This window comes from Salinicola avicenniae (genome assembly GCF_023736115.1).
Lineage (GTDB): Bacteria > Pseudomonadota > Gammaproteobacteria > Pseudomonadales > Halomonadaceae > Salinicola > Salinicola avicenniae.
In genome coordinates, this window is sequence record NZ_JAKQZC010000002.1 from 469,901 (window position 1) to 494,829 (window position 24,929).

The following is a 24,929-nucleotide window of genomic DNA, read 5'->3' on the forward strand; positions in this document are numbered from 1 at the left end:
CCACTGAGCCCCCTCCACTGAGGAATCCGCCATGCCCAAGCCCGCACCGCGTCGCTATACCCTACTGAAGCGCGAAACCGTCACCCCCAATATGCTGCGCCTGACTTTCGGCGGCGAGGGCATGCAAGCCTTTCCCGCGGATCAGGAGAGCGCCTATATCAAGCTGATGATTCCGACCGGCGAGGCCGAAGACGGCACGCCGCGCAGTGCCACGCGCACCTATACCGTGCGCCGCCAGCGCGACGACGAGATCGATGTCGATGTGGCCATGCATGAGGATGCCGGCCCGGCGGCTGCCTGGGCCCGCTCGGCCAACCTGGGCGAGCGTCTCATGATTGGCGGCCCGGGGCCGGTCAAGCGGCTTCCGCAAGCGGCCGACTGGTACCTGCTGGTCGGGGACATGACCTCGCTGCCGGCGATCGGCGCCAACCTGGAACGGCTTCCGGCCGATGCCCAGGGCTATGCGATCATCGAGGTGACCAGCGAAGTGGATATCCAGTGGTTCGACCTGCCACCGGCCATGCGCGTCAACTGGCTGATCAACCCGAACCCGGGCAGCGACAGCGAGCGCCTGGTCGGCGCCCTGCGCGACTTCGACTGGCTGCCGGGCGTGCCGGGCATCTGGGTGGCGTGCGAGTTTTCGGCGATGCGCAAGCTGCGCCGCCATTTGATTGACGATCGTGGCGTCGACAAGCGCGAGATGTACATTTCCAGCTACTGGAAACGGGGCAGCAGCGAGGATGGTCACCGCGTGGTCAAGCGAGAGGATGCCGAGCGGGACACCGCCGATACGTGAGGGAGGCGCGAGACTGAGCCGATGCCGGCGCCCCTCCGGGCGCCGGCGTCACGTTCATTTACCGAGCTTGACGCTGAAACCGAAGCCTTCGAGGGCATCGCGCAGACCGCCCTTGTTCTTCTTCAGCTCCACACGCAGGGTCTGGAACTCCCGCCGCGGCGGATATTCCCGGCGGTAGGCATCGAATCCCGCCGCCATGCCCAGGCGGCGCCGATAGCGGTCGAAGGCGAGCATATCCCGGCGCACGTCATAGCAGGCGCGGGCGCACATCGACAACGCCTCGAGCGGCGGCGTCCAGCTATGCAGCACGATCTTGCGCAGCCACGGATCGGGCTTCAACTGCCCCAGCTTCTTGCGGGCCGGCAGGCCGAAATGACGCATGGCCGCTTGGTAGATCATCTCGGTGCCGAGCATCTTGCCATCCACGCTGTAACCGGCGATATGCGGCGTGCCGATATCGATCAGCTCGAACAGCGCCTCGTCGATGCCCGGCTCGCCTTCCCACACGTCGAGCACCGTGCGCAGATCCCCCTGGCGTTCGAGACGCTCGCGCAGCGCCTGCCCATCGAGACAATCGCCTCGCCCGGCGTTGATTAGCACCGTGCCGGGCTTCAGTGCTTCGATGCGCGTCCGATTCATCAGGTGGTGTGTGGCGTGCTCGCCCCCGCTGACCAGCGGCGTATGCAGACAGAGAATATCGGCCTGCGCGATCAGCGTATCCAGATCGAGGAAATCTTCGCGCCCTTCGGCGGCGGCCCGCGGCGGATCGCAGATCAGGCATTCGACGTCGAGGTTATCCAGGCGCGCGGCGAGACGACCACCGACGTTGCCGGCACCGACGATACCGATCGTCTTGCCGCTCAAGGAGAAGCCGTCCTCCTCCGCCAGCAGCAGCAGACTGGAGAGAACGTAGTCGACCACCGAACCGGCGTTGCTCCCCGGCGCGCTGGCAAAGGCGATACCACGCTCCTCCAGCGCCTGTGAGTCGATATGATCGGTGCCGATGGTACAGGTGCCGACGAACTTGAGCCGATCGGCGCCCTCGAGCAGACGAGCATCGACCTGCGTGATCGAACGCACCACAAGGACATCGTGGCCGCGCAGGCTATCGGCCGTCATCTCGCGCCCGGCCTGTCGCGTCACTTCCCCCAGCTCGCTGAAGAACTCTTCCGCCAGCGGCACGTTTTCATCCACCAGGATGCGCATGAAACCTCTCTTGTTGACGAATCATTGCCGGGATCGAGGCAGCATGACGAGTCGACGCACGCGTCGATTTCCTCGGCACTTGCTTTACAATGGTCCTGGCGTCGAACGCCGCACCCTCCAGTGCCCACGCGTTCGGCGGGAATATATTAGGCCTTGCCTGCCATCGCGAACAAGCCAGAGCCATCGATACCTCAGGAGTCCGTGTGATCGTCCGCTGGGAAAGTGAACATGACTATGTCCTGGTCCATCTGCACCAGGACATGTTCGGAGACTGGATCTTCAGTCGCGCCTGGGGGCAGATCGGCACCCAATACGGCGGTTTGAAGCACGCGGTCGCCGACAGTTACGCGCAGGCCATGATGTGGGTCGAGGACCTCTCGCATATTCAGGCCGCCCGCGGCTATCGCAAGGTGCTGGAAGCCGATGACGACAGCCCGGAAGGCCGCAAGGCCGTCGCTCAGCTTTCGCTGCTGGACTGATACCGATCCCACTCACCGTCGCCCCAGCCTCTACCGCCCAAGCCCCGATCCTCGCGCCCGCGCGCGAGGATCGACATGCCCTCAATCGAGGTGACGAATCCGGAAGCAGTGGTGCAGGTTGGCACGCCGGGTGAAATCCGGATCATAGGTCTGCGCCGTGATCTCCTCGACGACATGGCGCGTCGCAACCGTGTCGTCCAGCGTGAAGCCGCGCTGATTGTTGGAAAAGATCAGCTCCCCGCCCGGCGCCAGGCGCGCCATGGCGAGCGCAATCAGCTGCGCATGATCACGCTGGATATCTAGTGTTCCGGCCATGCGCTTCGAGTTGGAGAAGGTCGGCGGGTCGAGGAAGATCAGGTCGAACGTTCCTCCCGCCGTCTCCAACCAGTGCAGACAGTCGTCGCGCACCACGCGATGCCGACTCGGATCAAGCTTGTTGAGCGTGAAATTGTACCGCGCCCACTCCAGGTAGGTATTCGAGAGATCGACGCTCAGGCTATCGCTTGCCCCCCCTATCGCAGCGTGCACGGTCGCCGTACCGGTGTAGCAGAACAAGTTGAGAAAGCGCTTGCCGGCCGCTTGCTCACGCAGCAGGCGGCGAACCGGACGATGATCCAGAAACAGACCCGTATCCAGGTAGTCGGTCAGATTGACCCACAGCTTCGCCGGTCCCTCCTCGACCACGAAGCGGTCGCCGCTGTCGCTCTGCTTGGTGTACTGCGCCCTGCCGCTCTGACGTTCGCGCTGCTTGTAGTGGACCTGCTCCGGCCGCACCTCGAGCGCTTCCGGAATAGCACTCAGCGCATCGAGCAGGCGCCGCTGCGCCTTGGTCGCATCGACAGACTTCGGCGGCGCGTACTCCTGCACATGAATCTGATGGCCATAGACATCGATCGCCAGTGCGTATTCGGGCATATCCGCATCGTAGAGCCGGTAGCATGCCTCGCCCGACTGCTTGAGCCACTTGGCCAGCCGCTTGCGGTTCTTACGCAGCCGGTTGGCAAACATGCGTGCGCCTTCGCTTAGCGTCGCCGTTCGCGCCTCGCCACCCGTTGCCGGCGCTTCGCTGGCATCGACGTCGCGCCGGGCGATATCCGCCAGCAACAGCTTGCAGTCCAGCGGACCGTTCTTGAAGGCGTACTGCTTGTGCGCACGCAGCCCGAGCCGGTGGCCGAGATCCGGGTTCCCGGTAAAGAGCGCCAGCTGCCAGCCGCCGAAATCACGCTTCAGTCGCGCACCGAGGTCGCTGTAGAGCGACACCAGCTCCGGAAGCTCGCCCAGGCGCTCGCCGTAGGGCGGGTTGGTAATCACCAAGCCGCTCTCCGCCGCCTCCGACGGCCGGGCCAGACTCTTCACTGAGCCGCCCGCCAACGTGATCAAGGCCGGGATACCGGCGCGCATGGCGTTGCTGCGCGCGGCGGCGATCGCCTGCGGGCTCTGGTCGAAGCCCCACAGGCTCGCTTTTGCCCGCCGCCGGCCGACCTCGGCACGCACCTTGGCTTCCCGCGCCAGCTCGTGCCATTGCGCCGGCTCGTAATTCGCCAGGCGCTGGAAGGCAAAGCGCTCACGCTGTAGCTGCGGCGCGATGTCCGCTGCCATCATCGCCGCCTCGATCAACAGCGTACCGGCACCGCACATGGGGTCGACCAGCGACTCGCCGCGCTTGGCCCGAGCCGGCCAGTCGGCACGCACGAGCAGCGCTGCCGCCAGGTTCTCCTTCAGCGGTGCGTGTCCGGTATCGCGCCGATAGCCGCGCTGGTGCAGGCTGGCGCCGACCAGATCGATGCCGACCGTGAGCTGCCCCCGGTGCAGATTGGCGTAGATACGCACGTCAGGGTCGCGGGTATCGACCGATGGCCGCGAGCGGCCGGCGGCAGTCATCGCCTCGACGATGCCGTCCTTCACGACCTGGGCGCCGAAGCGCGTGTGCCGAATCGCCGACGACTGGCCATGAAAATCCACGGCCAGGGTCTGGCCATCACGCAGATAGTCGGCCCAGGGCATCGATCTGACGGCGTCGACGATCGCGGCCGGCTCGTCACACCCACGCGCACGTCCCAGCGTCAGAATCACGCGGTTGGCAAGCCGAGACCACAGGCAGATGCGATAGGCGCTCTGGCGATCGGCCAGCGCCTGAACCCCGGCAACGGTAGATTTTTGTATCTCGGCCCCGAACCCCGCCACCTCTTCGGCGAGCAAAGGCTCGACGCTCCAGGGACAGGTGATCGTCAGGCTCAACAGTGAGTTATCGTCTTTCATGATGGTGTCATCGAACCTTGGCGGAACGGTCATATTCCCATGGATACGTTGAAAGAGGTGCCTTATGACGAAACGCCTATCGACAGCCTTTCTCTCTTCGGCTAAAGCTAACAGTCGTAGCTACGAAATAACGCATGCGTATTGCCTGTCCGGACATCATCGCGGACAGTCGACCGGTCGAACTCTTGCAGTCAGCCGGCGGCTGTAGTGTTTCCCAACCAGTGGTGTTCCTAGAAGAGAAGCACTCGTTCGTTCGACAAGAGGCCATACGATGAAACGACAGAAACGTGATCGCAACCAGCGGGCATATCTGCACGGCTACAAGGCGGGGATGGCCGGTCGCTCACGCGACGAATGCCCTAGCCAGGACGTTAATCTGCGCGAATACTGGATGAGCGGTTGGCGTGAAGGTCGCGGGGACCAGTGGGCCGGCATGACCGGCGTTTCCGGTATCCACAAGAACCCCATGGTCATGACGTGATGCCGACAGGCGCATGATCGTCACCCTCCTCAAGGCTCGCCATCCCGGCGGGCCTTTTTGATGCCCCCGCCATCGCAAGTTGCCTCTTCTTGCAGGCCCTCCCGCGCCCCCCCCTCAGCGGATCAGTCGCCCGTCGCGCGAATGCACTCCCCGACCAGTTCCGGCCCACGATAGATGAACCCGGTGTAGAGCTGGACGAGATCGGCGCCTGCCTGCAGCTTTTCGCTGGCCCGCACACCGCTATCGATGCCGCCGGCACCGATGATCGGCATCTCGGGCAGCTGCTCTCGCAGCTCACGTACGACCGTGGTCGAGGCGACGAACAGGGGCGCCCCGGAGAGCCCGCCGGCTTCATGCGCGTGCGGCATGCCGGCGACGTTGTCGCGCGAAATCGTGGTATTGGTCGCGATCACGCCGTCAACACCGGTGGCGGCGAGCGTCCGGGCCACCAAGGCGATCTCGTCGCGATTCATGTCCGGTGCAATCTTGACGGCCAGTGGCACCCGCCGTCCCAGTTCGGCATCCAGTCGCGTCACTTCTTCCTTCAACGCGCTCAGCAGACCATTCAGGTGGTCGCCGAACTGCAGGTTGCGAAGGCCCGGTGTGTTGGGCGAGGAGATATTGACCGTAATGTAGTGCGCCGCCCCATGCGCCTTGCGCAGGCAGGTGACATAGTCGTCGACAGCGCGTTCGACCGGTGTGGTCAAGTTCTTGCCGATATTGATCCCGACCACGCCGCGATAGCGGCTACGTCGCACGTTGGCAACCAGATGGTCGACCCCGGCGTTGTTGAACCCCATGCGATTGATGATCGCCTGCGATTGGGGCAGGCGGAACAGGCGCGGCTTCGGGTTGCCCTGCTGCGCCTTCGGCGTGACAGTGCCGACTTCGACGAAGCCGAAGCCCAGCGCGCCCAGCGCATCGAGGTGATCAGCATTCTTGTCGAGCCCGGCGGCCAGCCCGACCCGATTGGGGAAGGAGAGCCCCATGAGCTCGACCGGCGCGCTATCGCTTTCCGCCTCTCCCATCAGTCCCGTCAGATGCAGCCGATGGGCGCCATCCAGGGCCGTCAGCGTGAGTCGGTGCGCGGCTTCCGGCTCGAGCCGGAACAGCAGGGAGCGAACGAGGGCGTACATGAAAGAATCTCGTCGTTGGCGAAAGGAAGCGGCGGGCGAGTATATCCCAACTCGACGCCGCGGCAAGCATCCAGAGCGGCCCCGGGGACAGGACACAAGAAGGCCCGGCGCGAATCTCGCGTCGGGCCTTCGGTCCTGCGAGATGCGCTTACTGGGTGTCGAGCTGCTTGACGCGCAGCGTGTAACGGTTGGCCGAGCCCATGGCCGAACCGAAACGCTGCCCCTGCACCGATACGGTATAGCGCCCCGGCTCGAGCACGGTCTCGATATCGAAGTCGCCGATCGCCAGGTTGCCGGCATCGCTTGCCACCACGTTGCCGTCGGCGTCGAGCACCTCGGCCTCGAGACGATACGTGCCTTCGTTGCCGGGGAAGGTCGAGCTGGCAATGGAAACGGTACCCGTCTCCGCCACGTCGAAGCTCAGCACCTCACCCTGCTGCAGAATGCGAATGTCGGCGACGATCTCGTCGAAACCGTCCTGCGGCAGCGCAGGACGTTCCGGGCGACCGGTACGCGGACGGTCGGAAGCGAGCTCATCCGCGGCTGCCGCCACGCCATTCTCCGGTGCACCGACCTCACGATCCTGCGCCGCCGGCGGCATCGCGGTATCGCCCGTGTTGGCGGTCCCGAAGTCGGGCCCCTCGGGAGACGCCTCGGTAACGGCACCGCTGGCCGCAACATCCTCTGCCGCGCGACGGCCGGGGGCGCTGAGCGTCGCCACTTCGTCCTCGGAGTCGACAAACGCCGTGGTGCGGCCGCTGGCACTCGCACCACCGAACATGATGCGACCGCCGCCGTCATCGACCCCGCCCTCGTCGGCGGCGATGACATTGCCACCGGCATCGATCTGATCCACGGTGATGTTGAAGCTGTTACCACCGGTCTTGGTGGTACCGAATTTCTGGCCCGAAACCTGCAGGCGGTAGTCACCGGGCTCGAGGTGCTCTTCCATCTCCAGACCGCCGCTGGTGCCCAGCCCCTCGCCACGCTCGATCACGTTGCCATTGGCATCGATCAGCTTGGCCGTGATGCGGTAGTCAGGCGACTCGCCCGGCAGAATCGAGCTGCTGAAGCGATAGGTGCCGGCCTCGGCGACGGTGAACGGATGCTGCTGCAGACCGCCGAAGAGAAAGCTCTGGCTGCGGGCATCGGAGCTGGACTGGAAATACTGGGTCAGGTCGACCTTACTGGCCGCCTCCTGGGCACGCTGCAGCGCCGGGCTGTCGGCACTGACCTGAGCGGTGGCACCGGCCAGGCTCATCGCCACGAATAAAGTGGAGAACACGCGATACTTCATGGGGTCCCTCTGCGTTGGCTGCGTCCGAATCGGCGCACAGCATAACAGAGGCGCTTGATAGGGCACCTTAACGGCACCGCGACAAGCGCCATTTCTGATTATTCGACGACCGCCGGCACGTCGTTCCCCGCCGCTCGTCACGAAAAGCGGAGCCGGGCCCAGCGGGCCCGGCACAGCGGCCACCTTAGCCTTCGCTATCGCTTTCGGCAAGATCGACCAGTTCGCGGATCGCCACGGCCACCAGAGGGAAGGTGACTTGGGTCCCGGCGGTAATCTCGGAAAGCAACGCATTCCAGCGATCGAAGAGCGGCGCGTGCTGCTCCTGCCAGCGTGCCACCCTCGCCTCGACCTCGCGTGGCGCATCGCTCATGCCCAGCACCCGGACGGTCAGCGCCAGCTGCTGGCGGTCGAGATCGTCGCGGAAGGTCTCGCGCGCCTGGGCCTGCCAGCCGTCGCGCACGTCCAGCTCATTGACCTGGTGCATCATCCACGGCAGCGCCAGACGCTCGCCGATCGCGTAGTAGACCTCGGCGACACGCTGGATCTTTTCACCGCTCGCGCGTGCTGCCTGAATAATGCCCAGCCCGGCGTAGACGCTGGGCGCTGCCGCCACGATGCCAGCCAGCGCTTCGGGTACGCCGTGGCCGACCAGCTCATCGCGTCGGGCCAGCCAGGCCTCGCGCTCATCGCCCTGCAGGCGCTTGCCGATATCTTCCTTGAGCTGGGTCAGCTGGGGGGCGTACTGCTCGACACAGGCCTTCACCGAGAGTCCGCCGCGCTGACGCAGGAACCAGCGCGTGGCGCGCCGCAGCAGCCGCATCAGATCCAGCATCATGGTGTACTGCACCTGGGCATCGACGCGATAGTCGAGCGCCTCGATCTGCTCCCACAGCGCGGACAGGCCAAAGCTGTCACGCGCGATCACGTAGGCCAGAGCGATCTCCACGCGGGTAGCGCCGGTGGAGTCGCGCAGCTGTCGGATGAAGGTGATCCCCATGTGATCGACCAGGTCGTTGGCCAGCTGGGTGGCAACGATCTCGCGCTTCAGACGGTGATTGTCGAGATCCTGCGGGAAGCGTTCGGCCAGTGTCGCCGGGAAGGCGCGCGTCACGTGCTGCTGGACCTGCAGGTCATCGGGCAGGTCGGCGGCAATGAGATCGCTCTTCAACGTGCTCTTGGCATAGGAGATGAGCACGCTCAGCTCCGGCAGCGTCAGCCCGCCCTCGGCGTTGCCGCGCTCGATCAGCGCGTCGTCACTGGGCAGGAACTCGAGTTCGCGATCGAGACTGCCGGCCGCTTCCAGCTCGTTGATGAAGCGACGATACGGCCCCAGCCCCTCCTGCGACTGCCGCTCGGAGAGCGACAGCGCTTGCGTCTGGCGGTAATTGTCACGCACGACCAGCTCGCCGACCTCCTCGGTCATGTCCGCGAGCAGCTGGTTGCGCTGCTTCTCGGTCATGTCGCCGCGCTGGACGATATCATCCAGCAGGATCTTGATATTGACCTCGTGGTCCGAACAGTTGACCCCGCCGGCATTATCGATGAAGTCGGTATTGACTCTGACGCCCTTGGCGGCGGCCTCCATGCGGCCAAGCTGGGTCAGGCCCAGGTTGCCGCCCTCGCCGACTACGCGACAGTTGAGCTCGTTACCGTCGATGCGCAAGCCGTCGTTGGCCTTGTCGCCGACGTCTGCATGGCTCTCGTCGGCTCCCTTGACGTAGGTACCGATGCCCCCGTTCCAGATCAGGTCGACCTGCGACTTGAGCATCGCGTTGATCAGCTCGTTGGGCGACAGCTTGTCCGCCTCGATGCCGAAACGCTCCTTCATGGGCGCCGAAATGGCAACCGACTTGGCATCGCGGGAGAAGACGCCGCCACCGTCGGAAATCAGCGCCTCGTCATAATCGGACCAACTCGAGCGCGGCTGCTTGAACAGACGCTGACGCTCGGCAAAGGACTTGCCGGCATCCGGCGTCGGATCGACGAAGATATGCTTATGGTTGAAGGCACCAACCAGCAGGATACGGTCCGACAACAACATGCCATTGCCGAAGACGTCTCCGGCCATATCGCCGATCCCGAGTGCCGTGAACTCGTCCTTCTGGGTATTCAACCCCAGTTCACGGAAGTGGCGCTTGACCGACTCCCAGGCGCCACGCGCGGTGATCGCCATGCCTTTGTGGTCGTAGCCCTGGGCGCCGCCGGAGGCAAAGGCGTCGCGCAGCCAGAAGTCATACTCCAGCGAGATGGCGTTGGCATAGTCGGAGAAAGTCGCCGTGCCCTTGTCCGCCGCCACCACGAGATAGGGGTCGTCCGGGTCGTGGCGAACCACCGAAGCCGGCGGCACGACGGTCGTGCCGTCCAGGTTGTCGGTGACGTCCAGCAACCCGCGAATCAGCAGGCGATAGCACTCGACCCCCTCAGCCTGGACGGCATCGCGGTCGGCATTTTCGGGCATGCGCTTGCAGATGAAGCCGCCCTTCGCGCCCACCGGCACAATCACCGAGTTCTTGACCTGCTGGGCCTTCATGAGGCCCAGGATCTCAGTGCGGAAATCCTCGTTGCGATCCGACCATCGCAGCCCACCGCGCGCGACCTTGCCGCCGCGCAGGTGCACGCCTTCCATGCGCGGCGAATAGACGAACACCTCGAACAACGGCCGCGGCTTGGGCATGCCCGGCACCTTGCTCGGCTCGAGCTTGAACGAGATGTAGGCCTTGTCCTCGCCCTCGGCCGTAGGCTGGAAATAGTTGGTGCGCACAGTGGCCTGAATCAGATCGACATAGCGGCGCAGCAGCAGGTCGTCATTGAGGCTGGCAACCTGGTCGAGCAGGCCGTTCAACGACTCGACCGCTTGCTGGCAACGTTCTTCGCGACTCGACGCCTCGTCCGGCGAGAAACGCAGTGCGAACAGTTCTCCAAGGCCGCGGGTGATCTCGGCATGTGCCGCCAGCGTATTGGCGATGTAGTGCTGCGAGAGACCGATGCGCAGCTGCTTCATGTAGCGCGCGTAGGCGCGCAGCACCGCCACCTGCCGCCAGTGAAGGCCGGCGCCGATGATCAGGCGGTTATAGCTGTCGTTCTCGGCATCGCCGACCCAGATGCGAGTGAAGGCATCGATGAAATTGTCGCGCATGTCGCGCAGATCGATTTCGCCGACCCCGTGGTACTCGAAGGTGAAGTCGTGGATCCAGTAGACTCGCTCCGGCGTGGCCACGCGGTAGGGGCGCTCACTGATCACGCGCAGGCCGAGGTTCTCGAGCACCGGCAGCATATCGGAAAGCGGGATCGGCGATTCGTGGTGATATAGCTTGAGATTGACGTTGCCGGCCGCGCTCTCCGCCAGGTGATAAAGACTGACCCCGATCGGCGCCCCGGCGTCCAGTGCGCACAGGTGGCGGATATCGTTGGCGGCGGTCCGCGCGGAGAAGTCGTCCCGGTAGCCACCGGGGAAAGCGTCTCGGAAGACCTGGGCCTGCTGGTTGCCGAGCTCCTCGCCCAGCCCCTCGATCAGGGCCGCGTGCAGATCCTCGCGCCAGTTGCGTGCCAGGTTGATCACCTTGCGCTCGATGGCGCGCGCATCGTATTCGGCGGGTTTGTCGCCGTTGAAGCGCAGAGTGATCTGGATCCGCGCCAGGACCGATTCCGACAGATACGGGTTGAAGTCGGCGAAGGTCGCGTCGAGCTCGTCGCACAGCAGTCGCTGAATCCGCAGGCGCAGACCGGTGGAGAAGATATCTCGCGGCACGAACACTAGGCAGGAGTAGAACTGGCCGGCGCGATCCTCACGGATAAACAGACGCACGCGACGACGCTCGCGAATATTGAGAATGCCGAATGCCGTGCGGCTGAGCTCCTCGGTCGTGCTCTGGAACAGGTCATCGCGCGGATGCACCTCGAGAATCTGCAGCAGCAGCTTGCCGTTATGCCCCTTCGGGTTGACGCCGGCAGCGTCGATGACCGCCTGCACCTTGCGCCGCAGCACAGGTACGCTACGCGGCGACTCGTTGTAGACCAGCGAAGTGAACAGACCGAAGAAACGCCACTCACCGATGACCTTTCCCTTGGCATCATGTCGCGTGATGGCGATATGGTCCGGATAGGTCGGCCGGTGTACGCGCGCGTGATGGGCACTCTTGGCGAAGTGCAGCAGGCTGGGCGTGGGGCCATCCTCGTCACCGAAACGGGCCTGCTCCTGATAGCGCGGCTGATCGAGCTTGAGCACGCCCAGCTCGCTGCCCTCGACCCGCTCCAGATGCACCTTGCTGCCCTTGCCCACGCAGCGACTCTCGGCAAAGCCAAGGAACGTGAAGTGCTCGTCGACCAGCCACTTCAGAAAAGCGATCGTCTCCTTCTGATCGGCCGCCGTGACGCCTTCGGGGCGATCCTGCTCCAGCGCCTCGATCACCTCGCCCACCTTGTCGCACATCGGCTCGAAGTCGGCGACCGCGGTACGCACGTCGACCAGCACCTCGTGCAGGCCCTGTTCGATATCGCGAAGCGTGGCGTCATCGGTATGCCGGTCGACTTCGATCAGAATGATCGACTCGTGCGACGCCGGCGCCTGTTCGGCGTGAATGCCGGTGATCCGTTTGGCGTGGTGGCGGCTATCGCGCTCGACCGCGAGTACGGCATTGTGGATCGCGTGCAGCGTCAGGCCGCGATAGTTGAGCTCCATGCGCACGGAGTCGACCAGAAACGGCATGTCCTCGTGCAGCACGGCCACGACGGTGTGCGGCGACTGCCAGCCGTGAGCTTCGAAATTGGGGTTGAAGACCCGGACCTTGGCATCGGCCGGATCGAAGGTACGCATGAAGTGCCAGGCCGCCAGCGTGGCGCCGTAGATATCCTCCAGCTGGCGGTCGGCCGCTTCCTCGAACGGCGCCGTGGCGTAGAGATCTTCGGCGAAGGCCGTGATCCGGTTCACCTTATCCTCGGGGAGGCGACGGGAAAGCTTGTCCCGCAGCTGCTCCAGAAACTCCGTCTTTCCCTCGATCGCGACGTGTTGCATCTATCACCTCGGCTGACATCGACCGCCGACATGGCGGCCACGTGACTTGGCGCAGCTTACGCCAGCGCCCGATAGCGCCCTACTCGATTCAAGCTTCGTCATAGCGCATGTCGCTTGCGCATCGCTCACCCCTCCTCACCCTGCCACGGGTCGTTGACAGCCGCGAGGCTTTGCATGGGTGGCAAGGCACCGGCGCCGGACGATCAGCGGCGCACCAGCAGGACGCCGCATTCACAGTGGTCGGTCCAGGGGAATTGGTCAAACAGCGCCATTCGCTCGACACGATGGGTCTGCGTCAACTGCGCCAGATTGACCGCCAGCGTCTCCGGGTTGCAGGAAATATAGACGATCCGCTCGTAGCGCATCAGCGGTTCGCAGCTGGCCGCATCCAGCCCGGCCCGAGGCGGATCCACCAGCACCGTCGAGAAGTCGCAGTCATCGAGTTGCATGGCGGCGACACGGCGGCCCTGCTTCTCGCCGACGAGCGCCTGGGCGAATTCCTCGGCCGACATGCGGGCCACATGGACGTTGTCCACGTCGTTGGCCTCGAGATTGGCCTGAGCGGAAGCCACCGAGGTTCGCGAGATCTCGGTGGCGACCACCCGGCGGAAGTTCTCGGCCAGGGCAATGGTGAAATTGCCGTTGCCGCAGTAGAGCTCGACCAGATCGCCGCGGCTACCGCGCGTGACATCACGCGCCCAGTGCAGCATCGACCGGCAGATCTCGGCATTTGGCTGGGTGAAGCTGTTCTCGACCTGCTGGTAGACGAATGTTCGACCGTCGACCTCGAGCCGCTCCCAGACGTGATCGCGTGTCAGTACCCGCCGCTGCTTGCGCGAACGGCCGATCAGCGAGACGCCGAGGCTCTCCTGCAGCTCGCGGGCCCGAGCCTCCCACGCCGCGTCCAGCGCCTTGTGGTAGATCAGCGTGACCAGTGCTTCACCACTGAGGGTGGTCAGGAACTCGACCTGGAACAGCCGGTGACGCATCAGCGGGTCATCGCGAATTGCCCCCAGCAGCTGCGGCATCAGCGCGTTGATGCGCCGACCGGCAACCGGAAACTGCTCCACGCGCACGACACGCTTGCCCTTCGGTGCCGCGGGATCGGCCTCGAACATGGCATAGAAAAGGTCATCGCCTTCATGCCAGAGGCGAAATTCGGCGCGCATGCGGTAATGCATCGGCGGCGAGGCGAAGACCTCGAGCTTGGGGGGAGCGAAGCGGGAAAATTGCGCTTCGATGCGCTGGCGCTTGGCGTCCAGCTGGGCATCATAGTGCGCCGGGTCGATATCGGTGATGACCAAGCAAAACTCCTCGAGAATCGAAAAAGCATCGGTAAATCATACCCTCAGTCCACGGGGGCAATCGGGACCGAAGGAACGGCTACGGCAGGCAGGCGCTCGGGGGCGGCAAAGTCGAAGCGGGAGAGCGCCGAGCGCAGCCCCGAGGCCCTGTCCTCGGTCGCCCAGCTGGGGGCCGCGGACAACGCGACGCCCGTCATACGCTCGGGCAGCAGGCTCTCGAGACGCCGTGCGATGGCGTCACCGGAATCGACCCACTGCACCGATGCCGGCGCCTGCGCAGCAAGGTGAGTACGCAGCAGCGGGAAATGCGTGCAGCCCAGCACGACCGTATCCACGACACCCTCGGCGGTGCCGCGCTGCCACAGAGGGGCAACGACCGCAGCGATCAGGGAGGTATCGATCTCGCCGCCGGCCAGCAGCCGCTCCGCTGCCGGCACCAGGACATCGGCGGCCACGCGGACCACCTCGCAGTCGGCGGCGAAATCGGCAATCAGGCGGTCGAGATAGGGCCGCTGAATCGTTGCGCCGGTCGCCAGCAATCCCAGCACCCGAGTTCGACTGCGCGCCGCCGCCGGCTTGATGGCTGGCACCGTGCCGATCACCGGTATCGATAGCCGTGCGCGCAGTGCCTCGAGCGCCAGCGTACTGGCCGTATTGCAGGCCACCACCAGCGCGCGGGGACGACTGACTTCGCAGGCCGACACACAGACCTCGACAATTCGCGCACGCAGCCAAGCATCCGGTTTGGTGCCGTAAGGAAGCGCCGCATTATCGCAGGCATAGGCCAGTCTCGCGCCCGGCAGCCGGCGGCGGATCGCCGCCACGACGGAAAGGCCCCCGACGCCGGAGTCGAAGATCAGGGCATCAGTCATCGGGCTGCCCGGCCTGAAAATGGTCGCGCAATTCGTCGACCAGCGCGCGCAGTCGCGCCGGCATATACTCGCGGTCGGTATAGAGCAAGTGAACCTCGAGAGGCGGCATCTCGAAAGCCGACAGCAAGCGAACCAGCCGCCCCTCTCTTTCCGCCGCGTCACCGAGAAAGGCCGGTTTCAGAACCAGCCCCATGCCCAGAACGGCCGCTTCCACCAGCGCCCGCCCGTTGTTGCAGGAGAGCGCCGGTTCGAGTTTCACGCGGTAGACCTCGCCGTCGACCTTGAAGGGCCAGTAAGTACCATGACGCGAGAGCGTGTAGTGCAGACAACGGTGATCGCGAAGCTCCCGCGGGTGCGTCGGCGTACCGTGGCGGCGCAGATAGTCCGGGGCGGCGTAGAGATGCATCGGCATGCGCATCAGGGGGCGGGCAATCAGGCTGGAGTCCTCGAGCTGTCCGATGCGGACAGCCAGGTCAAACTCCTCCGCCAGCAGGTCGACACGACGATCCTCCAGCACCAGATCGAAGGTCACGGCAGGGTGGCGCGCCTCGAATGCCTGCAGCGCCGGCATCAAGGCCTGCACCCCGAAATCCACTGGCGCCGCGATCCGCAGCCGTCCGCGCACGTTGCCACGCTGTTCGCCCAGCTCCGCTTCCAGCGCCTGCAGTTCATCCATCAGCCGCGCTGCGGTCGTCAGATAGCGCTCACCTTCGGCCGTCAGCTGCAGCTGACGCGTCGAGCGCACGAGCAGTCGCACCCCCAGCGTCTCCTCGAGGCGCGAGACCTGCTTGCTGACCATGGCGTTGGAGACACCGAGCCGCCGGGCGCCGCCGGCAAAACTGCCGGCCTCGACCACCGCCCGGAAAACCTGCATTGCCTGCAGTCGGTCCATCCGCTGCCCTCTTGCCCTCGTCCGCCGCCCATTCTACGCAAGCGACGACGATCGCGCAGTGGCGATCGTCGTCGAGCCGCGAACCGTCAGTAGGGGTGTCAGGAAGCGAGCGGCGAAGGGGCTTCGCGAAACTCGGTATAGAGCTCGGGGTAGGCTTCCTGCAGCCTTGCCAGTTCGGCTTCGGCCTGGGCAGGCAGTTCACGGGAGAGCCGGGCCAGGTCGTCCTCGTCGAAATGCTCGCGAATCAGCGGGAAGAGCTCCTCGCGTTCTGCCCGGAGATAGGCGCGGTGCGCGTCGAGATAGGAACGCAGGTCGTCGGCAAACTTGTCCATCGGCATGACGCCATCCATCAGGATCATGTCGATATCCTGAGAGAGCCGCATGAGTTGCTCGTGCAGATGCTGATAGTCATCTGCAAGGCGGGTGCTCAATTCGTCGATCTGCGATTCGCGGGCGACCAGTTGCTCGCTGCAAATACGCTCCAGCGGAATCGTGAACCCGCTCATGTAATCGAGAATATAGTCCACGACCTCCCGGATTAGGCGGAAGTTGGGGCGATCGCCCCCGGCCAGCGTCTTGTGCTTCAGATGCAATACGTGCAACAGGCGCGCCATATTGGCGTGATCCTGGCGTAACTGGGTCAGCATGGGCATGGGAAGTCTCCTGTCCGTGCAGTGGCGGTGCCGAGCACACCGCCTTATCCGCCTAGTGTAGTGTGTGTCACGCCGAATGACGTCGGGACCACCGATTGACCGACACCCGACAAGTGCCATGACTTGCCAGGGCCGTCCGACACGGCCGGCATTGGGCCCACGCGCGACGACACGCTAGAATTTCCTACCCTAGCGGTTTTTGCGATAAACGCTCTACGCCTAACGTCTGATTTGCTGTAGCGAAATGTACCGTTTCGCTGCCGACAGCCAGCCTGGAAGAAGCCATGGACCTTTTTGCCGACGACGACGCCCGACGCGCTCAAGAGAACGCTCCCCTTGCCTACCGCATGCGCCCGCGTCAGTTGGAGGACTACGTCGGCCAGCAGGCGCTGGTCGGCCCGGGCAAGCCCTTGCGTCGTATGGCCGAAAGCGCCAGCGTGCGCTCGATGATCCTCTGGGGACCACCCGGTGTCGGCAAGACGACCCTCGCCGAGATCCTGGCCGAAGCCTCCGGCGCACGGCTGGAGCAGCTCTCGGCAGTCATGGCAGGGGTCAAGGATATCCGCGCCGCCGTCGAGCGTGCCCGCGAGGGAAGGCTTCAGGAGCGCCAGACGCTACTGTTCCTCGACGAAATCCACCGCTTGAACAAGAGTCAGCAGGATGCGCTGCTACCGCACGTCGAGTCCGGCCTGCTGACGCTGATTGGGGCGACCACGGAGAATCCCTCGTTCGAAGTCAACTCGGCGCTGCTGTCACGCGCCCGGGTCTACGTGCTCAAGTCGCTCAGCGACGGTGATCTGATCGTCGTCCTGAAGCGTGCCCTGAGCAACGAGACACTGGGATTGGGCGAACGCCAGATCATGGCCAGCGACGAAGCGCTGTCGATCCTCGCGCGTGCCGCTGCCGGCGACGCCCGCCGTGCGCTCGGCCTGCTCGAGACCGCCTGCGACTTCACGCGCCAGGATGCCCACGGCGAGCATCTGGAACGGGAGTCGGTGATCGAGGTGATCGGCCATCAGGCCGCGGCATTCGACAATCAGGGCGAGCACTACTACGACGTACTCTCGGCCATTCACAAGTCCGTTCGCTCGTCACGCCCCGATGCGGCCCTGCTCTATATCGCCCAGTTCATGGGCGCCGGTGGCGACCCACTGGACGTCGTGCGCCGCCTCACGGCGATCGCGTCCGAGGACGTCGGCAACGCTGACCCGCGCGCGCTGCCGATGGTGATCGCCGCCTGGGATGCCTATCTGCGCCTCGGCGATTACGAGGGGCAACGAGCCATCGCCCATGCCGCCGTCCATCTGGCCGTGGCACCCAAGAGCAATCGTGTCGAGCAGGCCTGGAGCCAGGCCAAGGCGTTCGTTGCCGAGCACCCGAATCTCGAAGTGCCGATCTATCTGCGCAACGCGCCGACGAAGCTGATGTCGTCCCTCGGCTACGGCGACGGCTACCGCTACGCCCATAGCGAGCCCAACGGCTATCCCGCCGGCAGCCAGCACGACTGCTGGCCCGAGAACCTGCCGCGAAGGCAGTTTTACGACCCCAGCGAATTCGGCCAAGAGAAGCGCTACCGCCAGATGCTGGCCTGGCGCGCGGAGCTCGATCGCCAGGCCGACGCCGGCGAGGCCTGATCCGGCATCAAAAAGGCCCCGTGGATGACGGGGCCTTTCAAGCTTGCACACGCAGCGTCAGGCGTTTTCAGGGCGCAGCCGGGCTCTGCTCGCGAATCACGTCGGCCCCCTCGGGAATCTCGAAGGCGAACTGCGCGGGATCGATGCTGACATTGGTCTCGGCGTCGTCGAAATCGATCGCCGTACGCTGCCCCGTACTGTCGGTCATCTGCAACGCATCGAGTTTTTCGCTGTAGAACGTCAGCTTGAGCTGTTCGAACAGCGTATCGTTCGCCTGCGGGACCAGCGTGAACGTCTCGGTGGCCCCCTGTTGCTGGCGCGTCACGTCGTAGTTGTCGGCAAGCGCCGAAGCGCGTCCCGAGAGCAACAGTGCCGGCGTATGTGTCACGCGGTCATCCAGCGGCTGAATCGTGACCTGCTCGAGATCCGGGTCATAGAGCGTGACTTCATTGCCATCGGACACCACCAACTGGCGATAGGGCTGGTTGACCTCCCAGCGAAAATGGCCCGGCCGCGAGAGCCACATGTGGCCGCTCGTGTCCTGCAGGCTGGAGCCGCCCGCATCCAGGATCTGCTGTTCGAAATCTGCTGAATAGGTCTTCAGCGGCTCAAGCAGATGGCTCAGGCGATCGGCCGAGGCCTGATCGGCCTGCGCGGCGAACGGCACCGCCAGCAGGCCGCCGGTGATGGCCAACACTTTTATCATGCGCATGGGCGTTCCTTGTCTCGAGTCCATGTAGGGCGTGTGCCTTGCGACGTGTTTCTGGCGACGCAGACCGCCGACGTAATCGTATCGACAGGTGTTGGACCACAAAACGGCCGCCGGGTTTACCCGGCGGCCATCGAGGCGGTGGTCAATCGCCGACCGGCGGCGGCGCCGCCAGCACTTCCCGCGAACCGTTGTTGCCCATGGAGGTGACCACGCCGGCCTGCTCCATCGACTCCACCAGTCGGGCTGCCCGGTTGTAGCCGATCTTGAAGCGCCGCTGCACTGCCGAGATCGAGGCACGGCGTGTCTCGGTGACGAACTGGACTGCCTCATCGTAGAGTGCATCCTGCTCGGCGTCTTCGCCGTCGCCGCCGCCCTCGGCCTCCAGCCCGGCCAGCGCGTCGGCCGAGACACCGCCGGAGAGAATCTCCTCGATGTACTCGGGCTCGCCACGGCGTTTCCAGTCCTCGACGATGCGGTGCACCTCGTCATCGTCGACGAAGGCGCCGTGAACACGTTGCGGCATGCCGGCACCGGAGGGCAGATAGAGCATGTCGCCATGGCCGAGCAGGTTTTCCGCACCGCCCTGGTCGAGAATGGTGCGCGAATCGATCTTCGAGGACACCTGAAACGCCATCCGCGTCGGAATGTTGGCCTTGATCAGGCCAGTCACCACGTCCACCGACGGCCGCTGGGTCGCCAGAATCAGGTGAATCCCGGCCGCACGCGCCTTCTGTGCCAGGCGGGCGATCAGCTCTTCGACCTTCTTGCCGACAATCATGAACATGTCGGCAAACTCGTCGATCACCACCACGATATAGGGCAGCTTCTCGAGCGTTGGTGGCTGCTGATGCATCTCCCACGGCTGCGGCTCCCACAGCGGGTCCTGCACCTGGGCCCCGTGGCGCTCCGCCTCGTCGAGCTTGGCGTTGAAGCCAGCGATATTGCGCACCCCCATCGCTGCCATCAGCTTGTAGCGCCGCTCCATCTCGGCGACGCACCAGCGCAAGGCGTTGGCCGCCTCCTTCATGTCGGTGACTACAGGGGCCAGCAGATGCGGGATGCCGTCGTAGACGGATAGTTCCAGCATCTTGGGGTCGACCATGATCATGCGCACTTCGTCGGGCGTGGCCTTCAACAGCATCGACACCAGCATGGTGTTGATGCCGACGGACTTGCCCGAACCGGTCGTGCCCGCGACCAGCAGGTGTGGCATCTTGTTGAGGTTGGCAACCACCGGCTTGCCGCCGATGTCCTGGCCCAGCGCCAGCGTCACGGGCGAATCCGCCTGTTGGTAGACATCGGAGTCGAGTACCTGTCGGATACGAATCATCGCCCGATGCGGGTTGGGGATCTCGATACCCACCGTCGGTTTGCCCGGGATCACCTCGACCACACGCACGCTCTTGACCATCAGCGAGCGTGCGAGGTCTTTCGCCAGATTGCTGATCTTGGAGACCTTCACGCCGGCGGCGGGCTTGATCTCGAAGCGCGTAATGACAGGCCCCGGCCAGGTGTCGACCACCTCGGCCTTGACGCCGTACTCGCGCAGGCGCATCTCCAGCAGCTCGGCCATGTCGGCAAGCTGCTCCGGCGTATAGTTGGGCTGTTCCGGATCGGCCGGCGTCGTCAGCCGTACCGACGGCAGGTCGCCAGTCGGCTCCGGCAGCTCGTCGCCGCCCGGCCGCTGACTCTGCAAGTGCTCCACGGTCCACAAGGTCGGCTGGTTCTCCAGCGCACCGGCTCGCGCCTGCTCGGCGGTTGCCACATGCGGCGGCGCGTCGCTCGGCGTGGCCGGCGGCTCGTCGGCAGCGTGTCGGCTTTTTGCCACCGGTGTGACCGGGGTCGACGCGGCCTGCGGCGTCGGTGCTGGGCGCGGGATCTCGCGCTCGAACGATGCCGGTTCGCTCGGCATCGTTTCGCTGGCGCCCGCCACGTCGATGCCATTCGACTCTTCCGGCCAGTCGGGCCGTTCTCGCATCGGTGATGGGTCCGCCGGTGTTTCGAGGGCCGTTTCAGGCGACATCTCTCCACTGTCGGCCTCGGCCGCGGCCCAATCGACACGCGACGGCGAGGCGGACGGAACCGCCGAAGGGGGAGCGACAGACATATTCCGATCGTCATCCGTGTCGAACGGCGGCGGCGAAGCCAACGATGGCTCGGAAGGTGGCATCCCGGCCTCTGGAGTCCCGGATCGCAACGTTTCGGTGTCGGAAGACGCTGCCGACGTCGACGACGCGCCCTCTCGAGCGGTCAGCGCCATCGCGGCAGAAGAAGCTTCGAGCGGCGCACTGCCCGCCGCCTGTCCCCATGGCCCGGCAACGTCGTCACGCTCCGCATGAATACCCCAGCGAGTGGGTGTTGCTTCTGCCGCATCGTCATCGGCGGACAACGCTGGCGTCGCGACGGCGTCTGAAGCCGGCTCGGAGGCGCTCGTCGACGCATCGCCTGCCATCGAGGCATTGGATGCCGCTTCGGTTTCGGCCGTCGGGGCCTGGAAGGCTTGCGGAATCCGCCGACGGGTCACGTCCGCGCGGAATGTCGTCGAGGCCCCTTCGGTGTCATCGACGGCCTCCGCGTCTCGCGCCGATGTCGTCTCGGGAGGCGCCTCCGGCGCCTCGTCGGGCAGCTTGCCCAGCGTCGGTTCACGCGCCTCTTCCTGACGCTGACGCGCTGAATAGGCAGACTCGGGACGCTTGGCGGACGGCGTCCGCGCTGGCACGTCCCAAGGGATGTCGGTGCGGCCATCATGGCGCCACATCGACGAGTCGTTCGGCGTGTCTGCGCCGCCCGCCAGCGCTTCCTGCCACGCCGGCTCGCGACGCTCGGTCGTTTCGCCGATATCGTCGCCCCATTCGTCGAGCACCGGCCCCCGGCGGATAGGAAGCCACTTCTCCCACCAGCGCGCCTTGCGGGGCGCCTCGGTTTCGACGGCCGATGCCGGAGAGTCGGCTTCGTCGGCTGGCGCCGCCGCCGGCTTCGTGCATGGCTCCGCGCCGTCGACCGCGGCCCTGCCACGTGTTTTTTCACGGCTCGCCGGGGCCTCGACCCGACGCTGCGCCCGACGCTCGCGCTGCTCGGCGCGGCGCACCTTGAGCCAACGCCAGAACCGGTTGAGCGAGCTGCCGAGCTCGTCCATCACTGTCAGCCAGGACATCCCGGTAAACAGCGTGAAACCGCACATGAAAGCGGCAATCGCGATCAGCGTGGTGCCTCGCACACCGACCAGCCCCGACAGCGAGCCGGCAATCCCCTTACCGAGGATACCGCCGGCCTGATTGGGCAGATCGCTCGCCGCGTTGTAGAAGTGCAGATCTCCCAGCGTCGTGGTGCTCATCAGCAACAGCAACAGGCCGCCGGTATGCACCGCCAGCGCCATCGGATCCCAAGCGATCTGGACCTGCGTTTGACGCATGATGCGCCAGGCACCGAGCCCGAACATACCCGGCCACCACAGCGCACTCGCGCCGAATAGAGAGTAGAGGACGTCAGAGAGCCAGGCACCGATCGGTCCCATCCAGTTGGTAACCGACTGGTCGGGGCCGCTCTGGGTCCAGCCCGGATCGGTAGGGGAATAGCTGAACAGTGCCAGCAACAGGAAGACGCAGACGGCGAGCAGCAGAATGAAGGCACCCTCACGCGTCACGCCCTGCAGATGCATGATCACGCGGCGGGCCTGCTCCCTGGCTTGCGCCTGCGTCGATGAACGACGGCTTTTCTTGGCCGGACTCTTGGCACTCAAACGATCAACCCCCTCGCGCCCGCCCTGGATAGTGGCGTCACGCATTGCATGGCCGATACCGCAGGCGGCGTTCCGTCGCCCATACGGCTATCGGCGATCCACGACCGGGCCACGCGGGCCCGGGATCCTTAAACGGCCATCATACCGGGCGCCGAGGCGACATCACAGGGGGCTAATCAAGCTGACGCGAACGCGGCCCCGGGGCAGGGCCGCGCGCTTCATGCCGGCAGCGTTGGTCGGGTCGAGGGTCGAGCCTCGCGCGCCGGCGGGGCCAGCGATGAGGTCGGTGAGCGCTCGACATGACCACCTTCATCACGTAGCCGGAACAGCGCTACCGTGTCGGATAGCCGACGGCTCTGCTCGCCGAGCTGCTGGGTGGAAGCACTCGACTGCCGAACCAGCGCTGCATTGCTTTGCGTGGTCTCGTCGATCTGCGCAATCGCCATATTGATCTGTTCGATGCCATGAGACTGCTCTTCCGAACCCAGGCGAATCTCGGAGATCAGCAGGCTAATGCGCTCGATCTGGGTGACGATCTCACCAACTCGCTCGCCCGCTTCCGCAGCCTGCTGATTGCCGCTATCGACCTCGGCCACGGTGCGCTCGACAAGCGTCTTGATCTCGCGCGCAGAGGTGGCACAGCGCTCCGCAAGACCTCGAACCTCCTGCGCCACCACGGCGAAGCCCCGCCCCTGCTCGCCCGCACGCGCGGCCTCCACCGATGCGTTCAGTGCCAGCAGGTTGGTCTGGAAAGCAATGCTGTCGATCACGCCAACCACGTCTGCGATCTGTTTCGCCATGCCGTCGATGCGCTGCATCGCCGCTACCGTAGCTTCCACGGTGCCGCGTGCATTTCCGGCTGCGCTCGAGGTCTGGCGGGCCTGCTCGTCGCCTTCCCGCGCGCGTTGCGCATTCTGGCGCACCGTGGCGTTGATCTCCTCGGTGCTTGCCGCCGTCTGCTCGAGACTCGCGGCCTGTGACTCCGTCCGCGAGGAGAGTTCCTCATTGCCGGCCACCAGCTCTCGCGTGTGGCTATCGGTCTGAGTCACGGCATCGCGGACCTGCCCGACAATCCGTTCGAGGCCGTCACCGATACCGTTCATCGCGACCGCGAGCTGGCCGATCTCATCCTGCCGACGCGTCTCGATCCGCTGCGAGAGATCCCCCTCGGCCAGCGCTTCGGCGAGCCCGACAGCGCGGACCATGGGCCGCGACACCAGGCGGCGGAAGATCCAGTAGAGCGTCAGACTCAGCGTGAGGGCCACCAACAGCGCAATGCCCAGAAAGACGTTTCGTGCCTCGACCACATCAGCCATGATCTCGTCGAGCGACACCGAGCCGACCAGAATCCACTGCCAGCCCGGGTAGCGAGAGTAGGCGGCCAACCGTTCGACGCCGTTGTCGGCGACGAACTCGACCTCGCCGGCATCCTGCGCGAACATCGGCGCGAACGAATCGGCTGCCGGCCCTTCCAGCAGGTTATCACCTTCGTAGGGGCCACCGGCGAGCACCTCACCACGGGTGTCACCCGCCGCCGAAACCAGCATGGTGTAGCCGCCGGCACCGATCCCCATTGCCCGAATGCGATCTTGCATCTCGGCCATTTCGGCGCTGACATCGACCCCGACGAACAAGGCACCGATGACTTGACCATCGGCATCGGTAATCGGCTGGTATTTAGTGATGTAGGGGATCCCGAAGAGGCGTGCCAGCCCGATGTAGGGCTCGTTCTGCATCAGATTGGCGTAGCTGCGCGACTCCCGATTCAGCAGCGTTCCCATGGCTCGCTTGCCATCGTTATCCTTGAGCGAGGTCGTCACACGTACGAAATCGTCGCCGTCACGCGCGAAGATCGTCGCCGGAGTATCGGTCTGGCTGGTGTAGCGGTCCAGCTTCCAGGTGTTGTCATTGATGACTTCGAGCCCATCTTTCAGCACCGGCGTGTCACGGCCGGAAACCTCCACCCGCTCATCCGGCTCGAGGGCAAAACGCCCCGAATACTGATCGGCGAAGATGCTCAGAAAGCGGTCAGCCTGATGCTGCAGGCTGTAGTCGAACAACGACATCATGTCGGTAAGCGCGGTCTGCTGGGTGACCAGCTCGTGCTTGGTGGCCTGGCGCAGTTGACCAGAGCTGACCTGAGCCATGGCGAAGGCCAGCCCCATCAATACCAGGATCTGCAGCAGAGCTACGATCAGAGCCAGCTTGGTACCGATGCTGGCCCTTCGGAAACGCTGTTGAATTGCGGTCATGATATTTCCGTAAGAAAAAGTGTCATCATGTTATCGGCCTTTTCCTACGCGAGCTTGAGAGCTGTCAGACAGCTTTTTTTTTCGACCCTGTTTCGCCACGCCCCGCCGGCGACTCGCTCGCCGCCCTGTTCTCGACAAATCGCCGCCTTGCTCCCGACAAATTGCGTTATCGACAAGCGTCGCTCGACGCCGCTGATCAACGGCCC

Annotated in this window: 16 protein-coding genes; 4 read left to right on the top strand and 12 right to left on the bottom strand. The window is 64.8% G+C overall.

Annotation, left to right across the window (positions count from 1 at the left end):
- Positions 1-31: 31 nt before the first annotated feature.
- A complete protein-coding gene (locus MC381_RS05770) occupies positions 32-796 on the top strand; it encodes a siderophore-interacting protein (RefSeq protein WP_251976778.1) in 765 nt (254 codons plus the stop codon).
- A 54-nt stretch (positions 797-850) separates the two neighbouring features.
- Here MC381_RS05770 and pdxB read toward each other — a convergent pair whose 3' ends face one another.
- A complete protein-coding gene (pdxB, locus tag MC381_RS05775; RefSeq protein ID WP_251976779.1) occupies positions 851-2,002 on the bottom strand; it encodes a 4-phosphoerythronate dehydrogenase PdxB in 1,152 nt (383 codons plus the stop codon).
- Positions 2,003-2,205: 203 nt separating this feature from the next.
- Between pdxB and MC381_RS05780 the strand changes: the two genes are divergently transcribed.
- Positions 2,206-2,481 carry a WGR domain-containing protein gene (locus MC381_RS05780; RefSeq protein ID WP_251976780.1) on the top strand — a complete coding sequence of 92 codons (276 nt, stop codon included), beginning with the start codon at positions 2,206-2,208 and terminating at the stop codon, positions 2,479-2,481.
- A gap of 81 nt (positions 2,482-2,562) precedes the next feature.
- On the opposite strand, the gene rlmKL is transcribed toward MC381_RS05780, so the two are convergent.
- On the bottom strand, positions 2,563-4,740 hold the full coding sequence (gene rlmKL / locus MC381_RS05785; RefSeq protein WP_251976781.1) for a bifunctional 23S rRNA (guanine(2069)-N(7))-methyltransferase RlmK/23S rRNA (guanine(2445)-N(2))-methyltransferase RlmL: 2,178 nt from the start codon (positions 4,738-4,740) through the stop codon (positions 2,563-2,565).
- A gap of 271 nt (positions 4,741-5,011) precedes the next feature.
- Here rlmKL and rmf point away from each other — a divergent pair, with 271 nt between their 5' ends.
- A complete protein-coding gene (gene rmf, locus MC381_RS05790; RefSeq protein WP_251976782.1) occupies positions 5,012-5,221 on the top strand; it encodes a BatR family protein in 210 nt (69 codons plus the stop codon).
- 122 nt (positions 5,222-5,343) lie between these two features.
- On the opposite strand, the gene MC381_RS05795 is transcribed toward rmf, so the two are convergent.
- The 7 genes from MC381_RS05795 to MC381_RS05825 all read right to left on the bottom strand — a co-directional run bounded on the left by MC381_RS05795 (position 5,344) and on the right by MC381_RS05825 (position 16,380).
- Entirely contained in the window at positions 5,344-6,357 is a 1,014-nt protein-coding gene (locus tag MC381_RS05795; protein WP_251976783.1) for a quinone-dependent dihydroorotate dehydrogenase, read from the bottom strand.
- Positions 6,358-6,505: 148 nt separating this feature from the next.
- Positions 6,506-7,654, bottom strand: coding sequence for a hypothetical protein (locus MC381_RS05800; protein WP_251976784.1), 1,149 nt, complete (start codon positions 7,652-7,654; stop codon positions 6,506-6,508).
- 184 nt (positions 7,655-7,838) lie between these two features.
- Entirely contained in the window at positions 7,839-12,665 is a 4,827-nt protein-coding gene (locus tag MC381_RS05805) for an NAD-glutamate dehydrogenase (RefSeq protein ID WP_251976785.1), read from the bottom strand.
- 203 nt (positions 12,666-12,868) lie between these two features.
- Positions 12,869-13,969 carry a tRNA (uridine(54)-C5)-methyltransferase TrmA gene (gene trmA / locus MC381_RS05810; protein ID WP_251976786.1) on the bottom strand — a complete coding sequence of 367 codons (1,101 nt, stop codon included), beginning with the start codon at positions 13,967-13,969 and terminating at the stop codon, positions 12,869-12,871.
- Between the two features lie 44 nt (positions 13,970-14,013).
- Complete coding sequence (gene murI, locus MC381_RS05815; protein WP_251976787.1) at positions 14,014-14,841, bottom strand: glutamate racemase; 828 nt, start codon at positions 14,839-14,841, stop codon at positions 14,014-14,016.
- Positions 14,834-15,733, bottom strand: coding sequence for a LysR family transcriptional regulator (locus MC381_RS05820; protein ID WP_251976788.1), 900 nt, complete (start codon positions 15,731-15,733; stop codon positions 14,834-14,836). The genes murI and MC381_RS05820 overlap by 8 nt, the downstream gene beginning before the upstream one ends.
- Positions 15,734-15,831: 98 nt before the next feature.
- Positions 15,832-16,380: a hemerythrin domain-containing protein gene (locus MC381_RS05825; protein ID WP_251976923.1), complete on the bottom strand. Its 549-nt coding sequence runs from the start codon at positions 16,378-16,380 to the stop codon at positions 15,832-15,834.
- 290 nt (positions 16,381-16,670) lie between these two features.
- Here MC381_RS05825 and MC381_RS05830 point away from each other — a divergent pair, with 290 nt between their 5' ends.
- Positions 16,671-18,020, top strand: coding sequence for a replication-associated recombination protein A (locus tag MC381_RS05830; protein ID WP_251976789.1), 1,350 nt, complete (start codon positions 16,671-16,673; stop codon positions 18,018-18,020).
- 67 nt (positions 18,021-18,087) lie between these two features.
- On the opposite strand, the gene lolA is transcribed toward MC381_RS05830, so the two are convergent.
- From lolA to MC381_RS05845, 3 genes are all read right to left on the bottom strand, one after another.
- The gene (lolA, locus tag MC381_RS05835) at positions 18,088-18,732 is read right to left on the bottom strand and encodes an outer membrane lipoprotein periplasmic chaperone LolA (RefSeq protein WP_251976790.1); all 645 of its coding nucleotides are present in this window, start codon (positions 18,730-18,732) and stop codon (positions 18,088-18,090) included.
- A 142-nt stretch (positions 18,733-18,874) separates the two neighbouring features.
- Complete coding sequence (locus tag MC381_RS05840; protein ID WP_251976791.1) at positions 18,875-22,516, bottom strand: DNA translocase FtsK; 3,642 nt, start codon at positions 22,514-22,516, stop codon at positions 18,875-18,877.
- A 173-nt stretch (positions 22,517-22,689) separates the two neighbouring features.
- Positions 22,690-24,723, bottom strand: coding sequence for a methyl-accepting chemotaxis protein (locus MC381_RS05845; RefSeq protein WP_251976792.1), 2,034 nt, complete (start codon positions 24,721-24,723; stop codon positions 22,690-22,692).
- Between the last annotated feature and the right edge of the window lie 206 nt (positions 24,724-24,929).

Coding starts and splice junctions, on each gene's coding strand:
- MC381_RS05795 (WP_251976783.1), bottom strand. CDS start 6,357: ATGTACGCCCTCGTTCGCTCCCTGCTGTTCCGGCTCGAGCCGGAAGCC.
- lolA (WP_251976790.1), bottom strand. CDS start 18,732: ATGCGCATGATAAAAGTGTTGGCCATCACCGGCGGCCTGCTGGCGGTG.
- MC381_RS05820 (WP_251976788.1), bottom strand. CDS start 15,733: ATGGACCGACTGCAGGCAATGCAGGTTTTCCGGGCGGTGGTCGAGGCC.
- murI (WP_251976787.1), bottom strand. CDS start 14,841: ATGACTGATGCCCTGATCTTCGACTCCGGCGTCGGGGGCCTTTCCGTC.
- rmf (WP_251976782.1), top strand. CDS start 5,012: ATGAAACGACAGAAACGTGATCGCAACCAGCGGGCATATCTGCACGGC.
- rlmKL (WP_251976781.1), bottom strand. CDS start 4,740: ATGAAAGACGATAACTCACTGTTGAGCCTGACGATCACCTGTCCCTGG.
- MC381_RS05830 (WP_251976789.1), top strand. CDS start 16,671: ATGGACCTTTTTGCCGACGACGACGCCCGACGCGCTCAAGAGAACGCT.
- MC381_RS05805 (WP_251976785.1), bottom strand. CDS start 12,665: ATGCAACACGTCGCGATCGAGGGAAAGACGGAGTTTCTGGAGCAGCTG.
- MC381_RS05770 (WP_251976778.1), top strand. CDS start 32: ATGCCCAAGCCCGCACCGCGTCGCTATACCCTACTGAAGCGCGAAACC.
- MC381_RS05800 (WP_251976784.1), bottom strand. CDS start 7,654: ATGAAGTATCGCGTGTTCTCCACTTTATTCGTGGCGATGAGCCTGGCC.
- MC381_RS05845 (WP_251976792.1), bottom strand. CDS start 24,723: ATGACCGCAATTCAACAGCGTTTCCGAAGGGCCAGCATCGGTACCAAG.
- pdxB (WP_251976779.1), bottom strand. CDS start 2,002: ATGCGCATCCTGGTGGATGAAAACGTGCCGCTGGCGGAAGAGTTCTTC.
- MC381_RS05825 (WP_251976923.1), bottom strand. CDS start 16,380: ATGCTGACCCAGTTACGCCAGGATCACGCCAATATGGCGCGCCTGTTG.
- MC381_RS05840 (WP_251976791.1), bottom strand. CDS start 22,516: ATGCGTGACGCCACTATCCAGGGCGGGCGCGAGGGGGTTGATCGTTTG.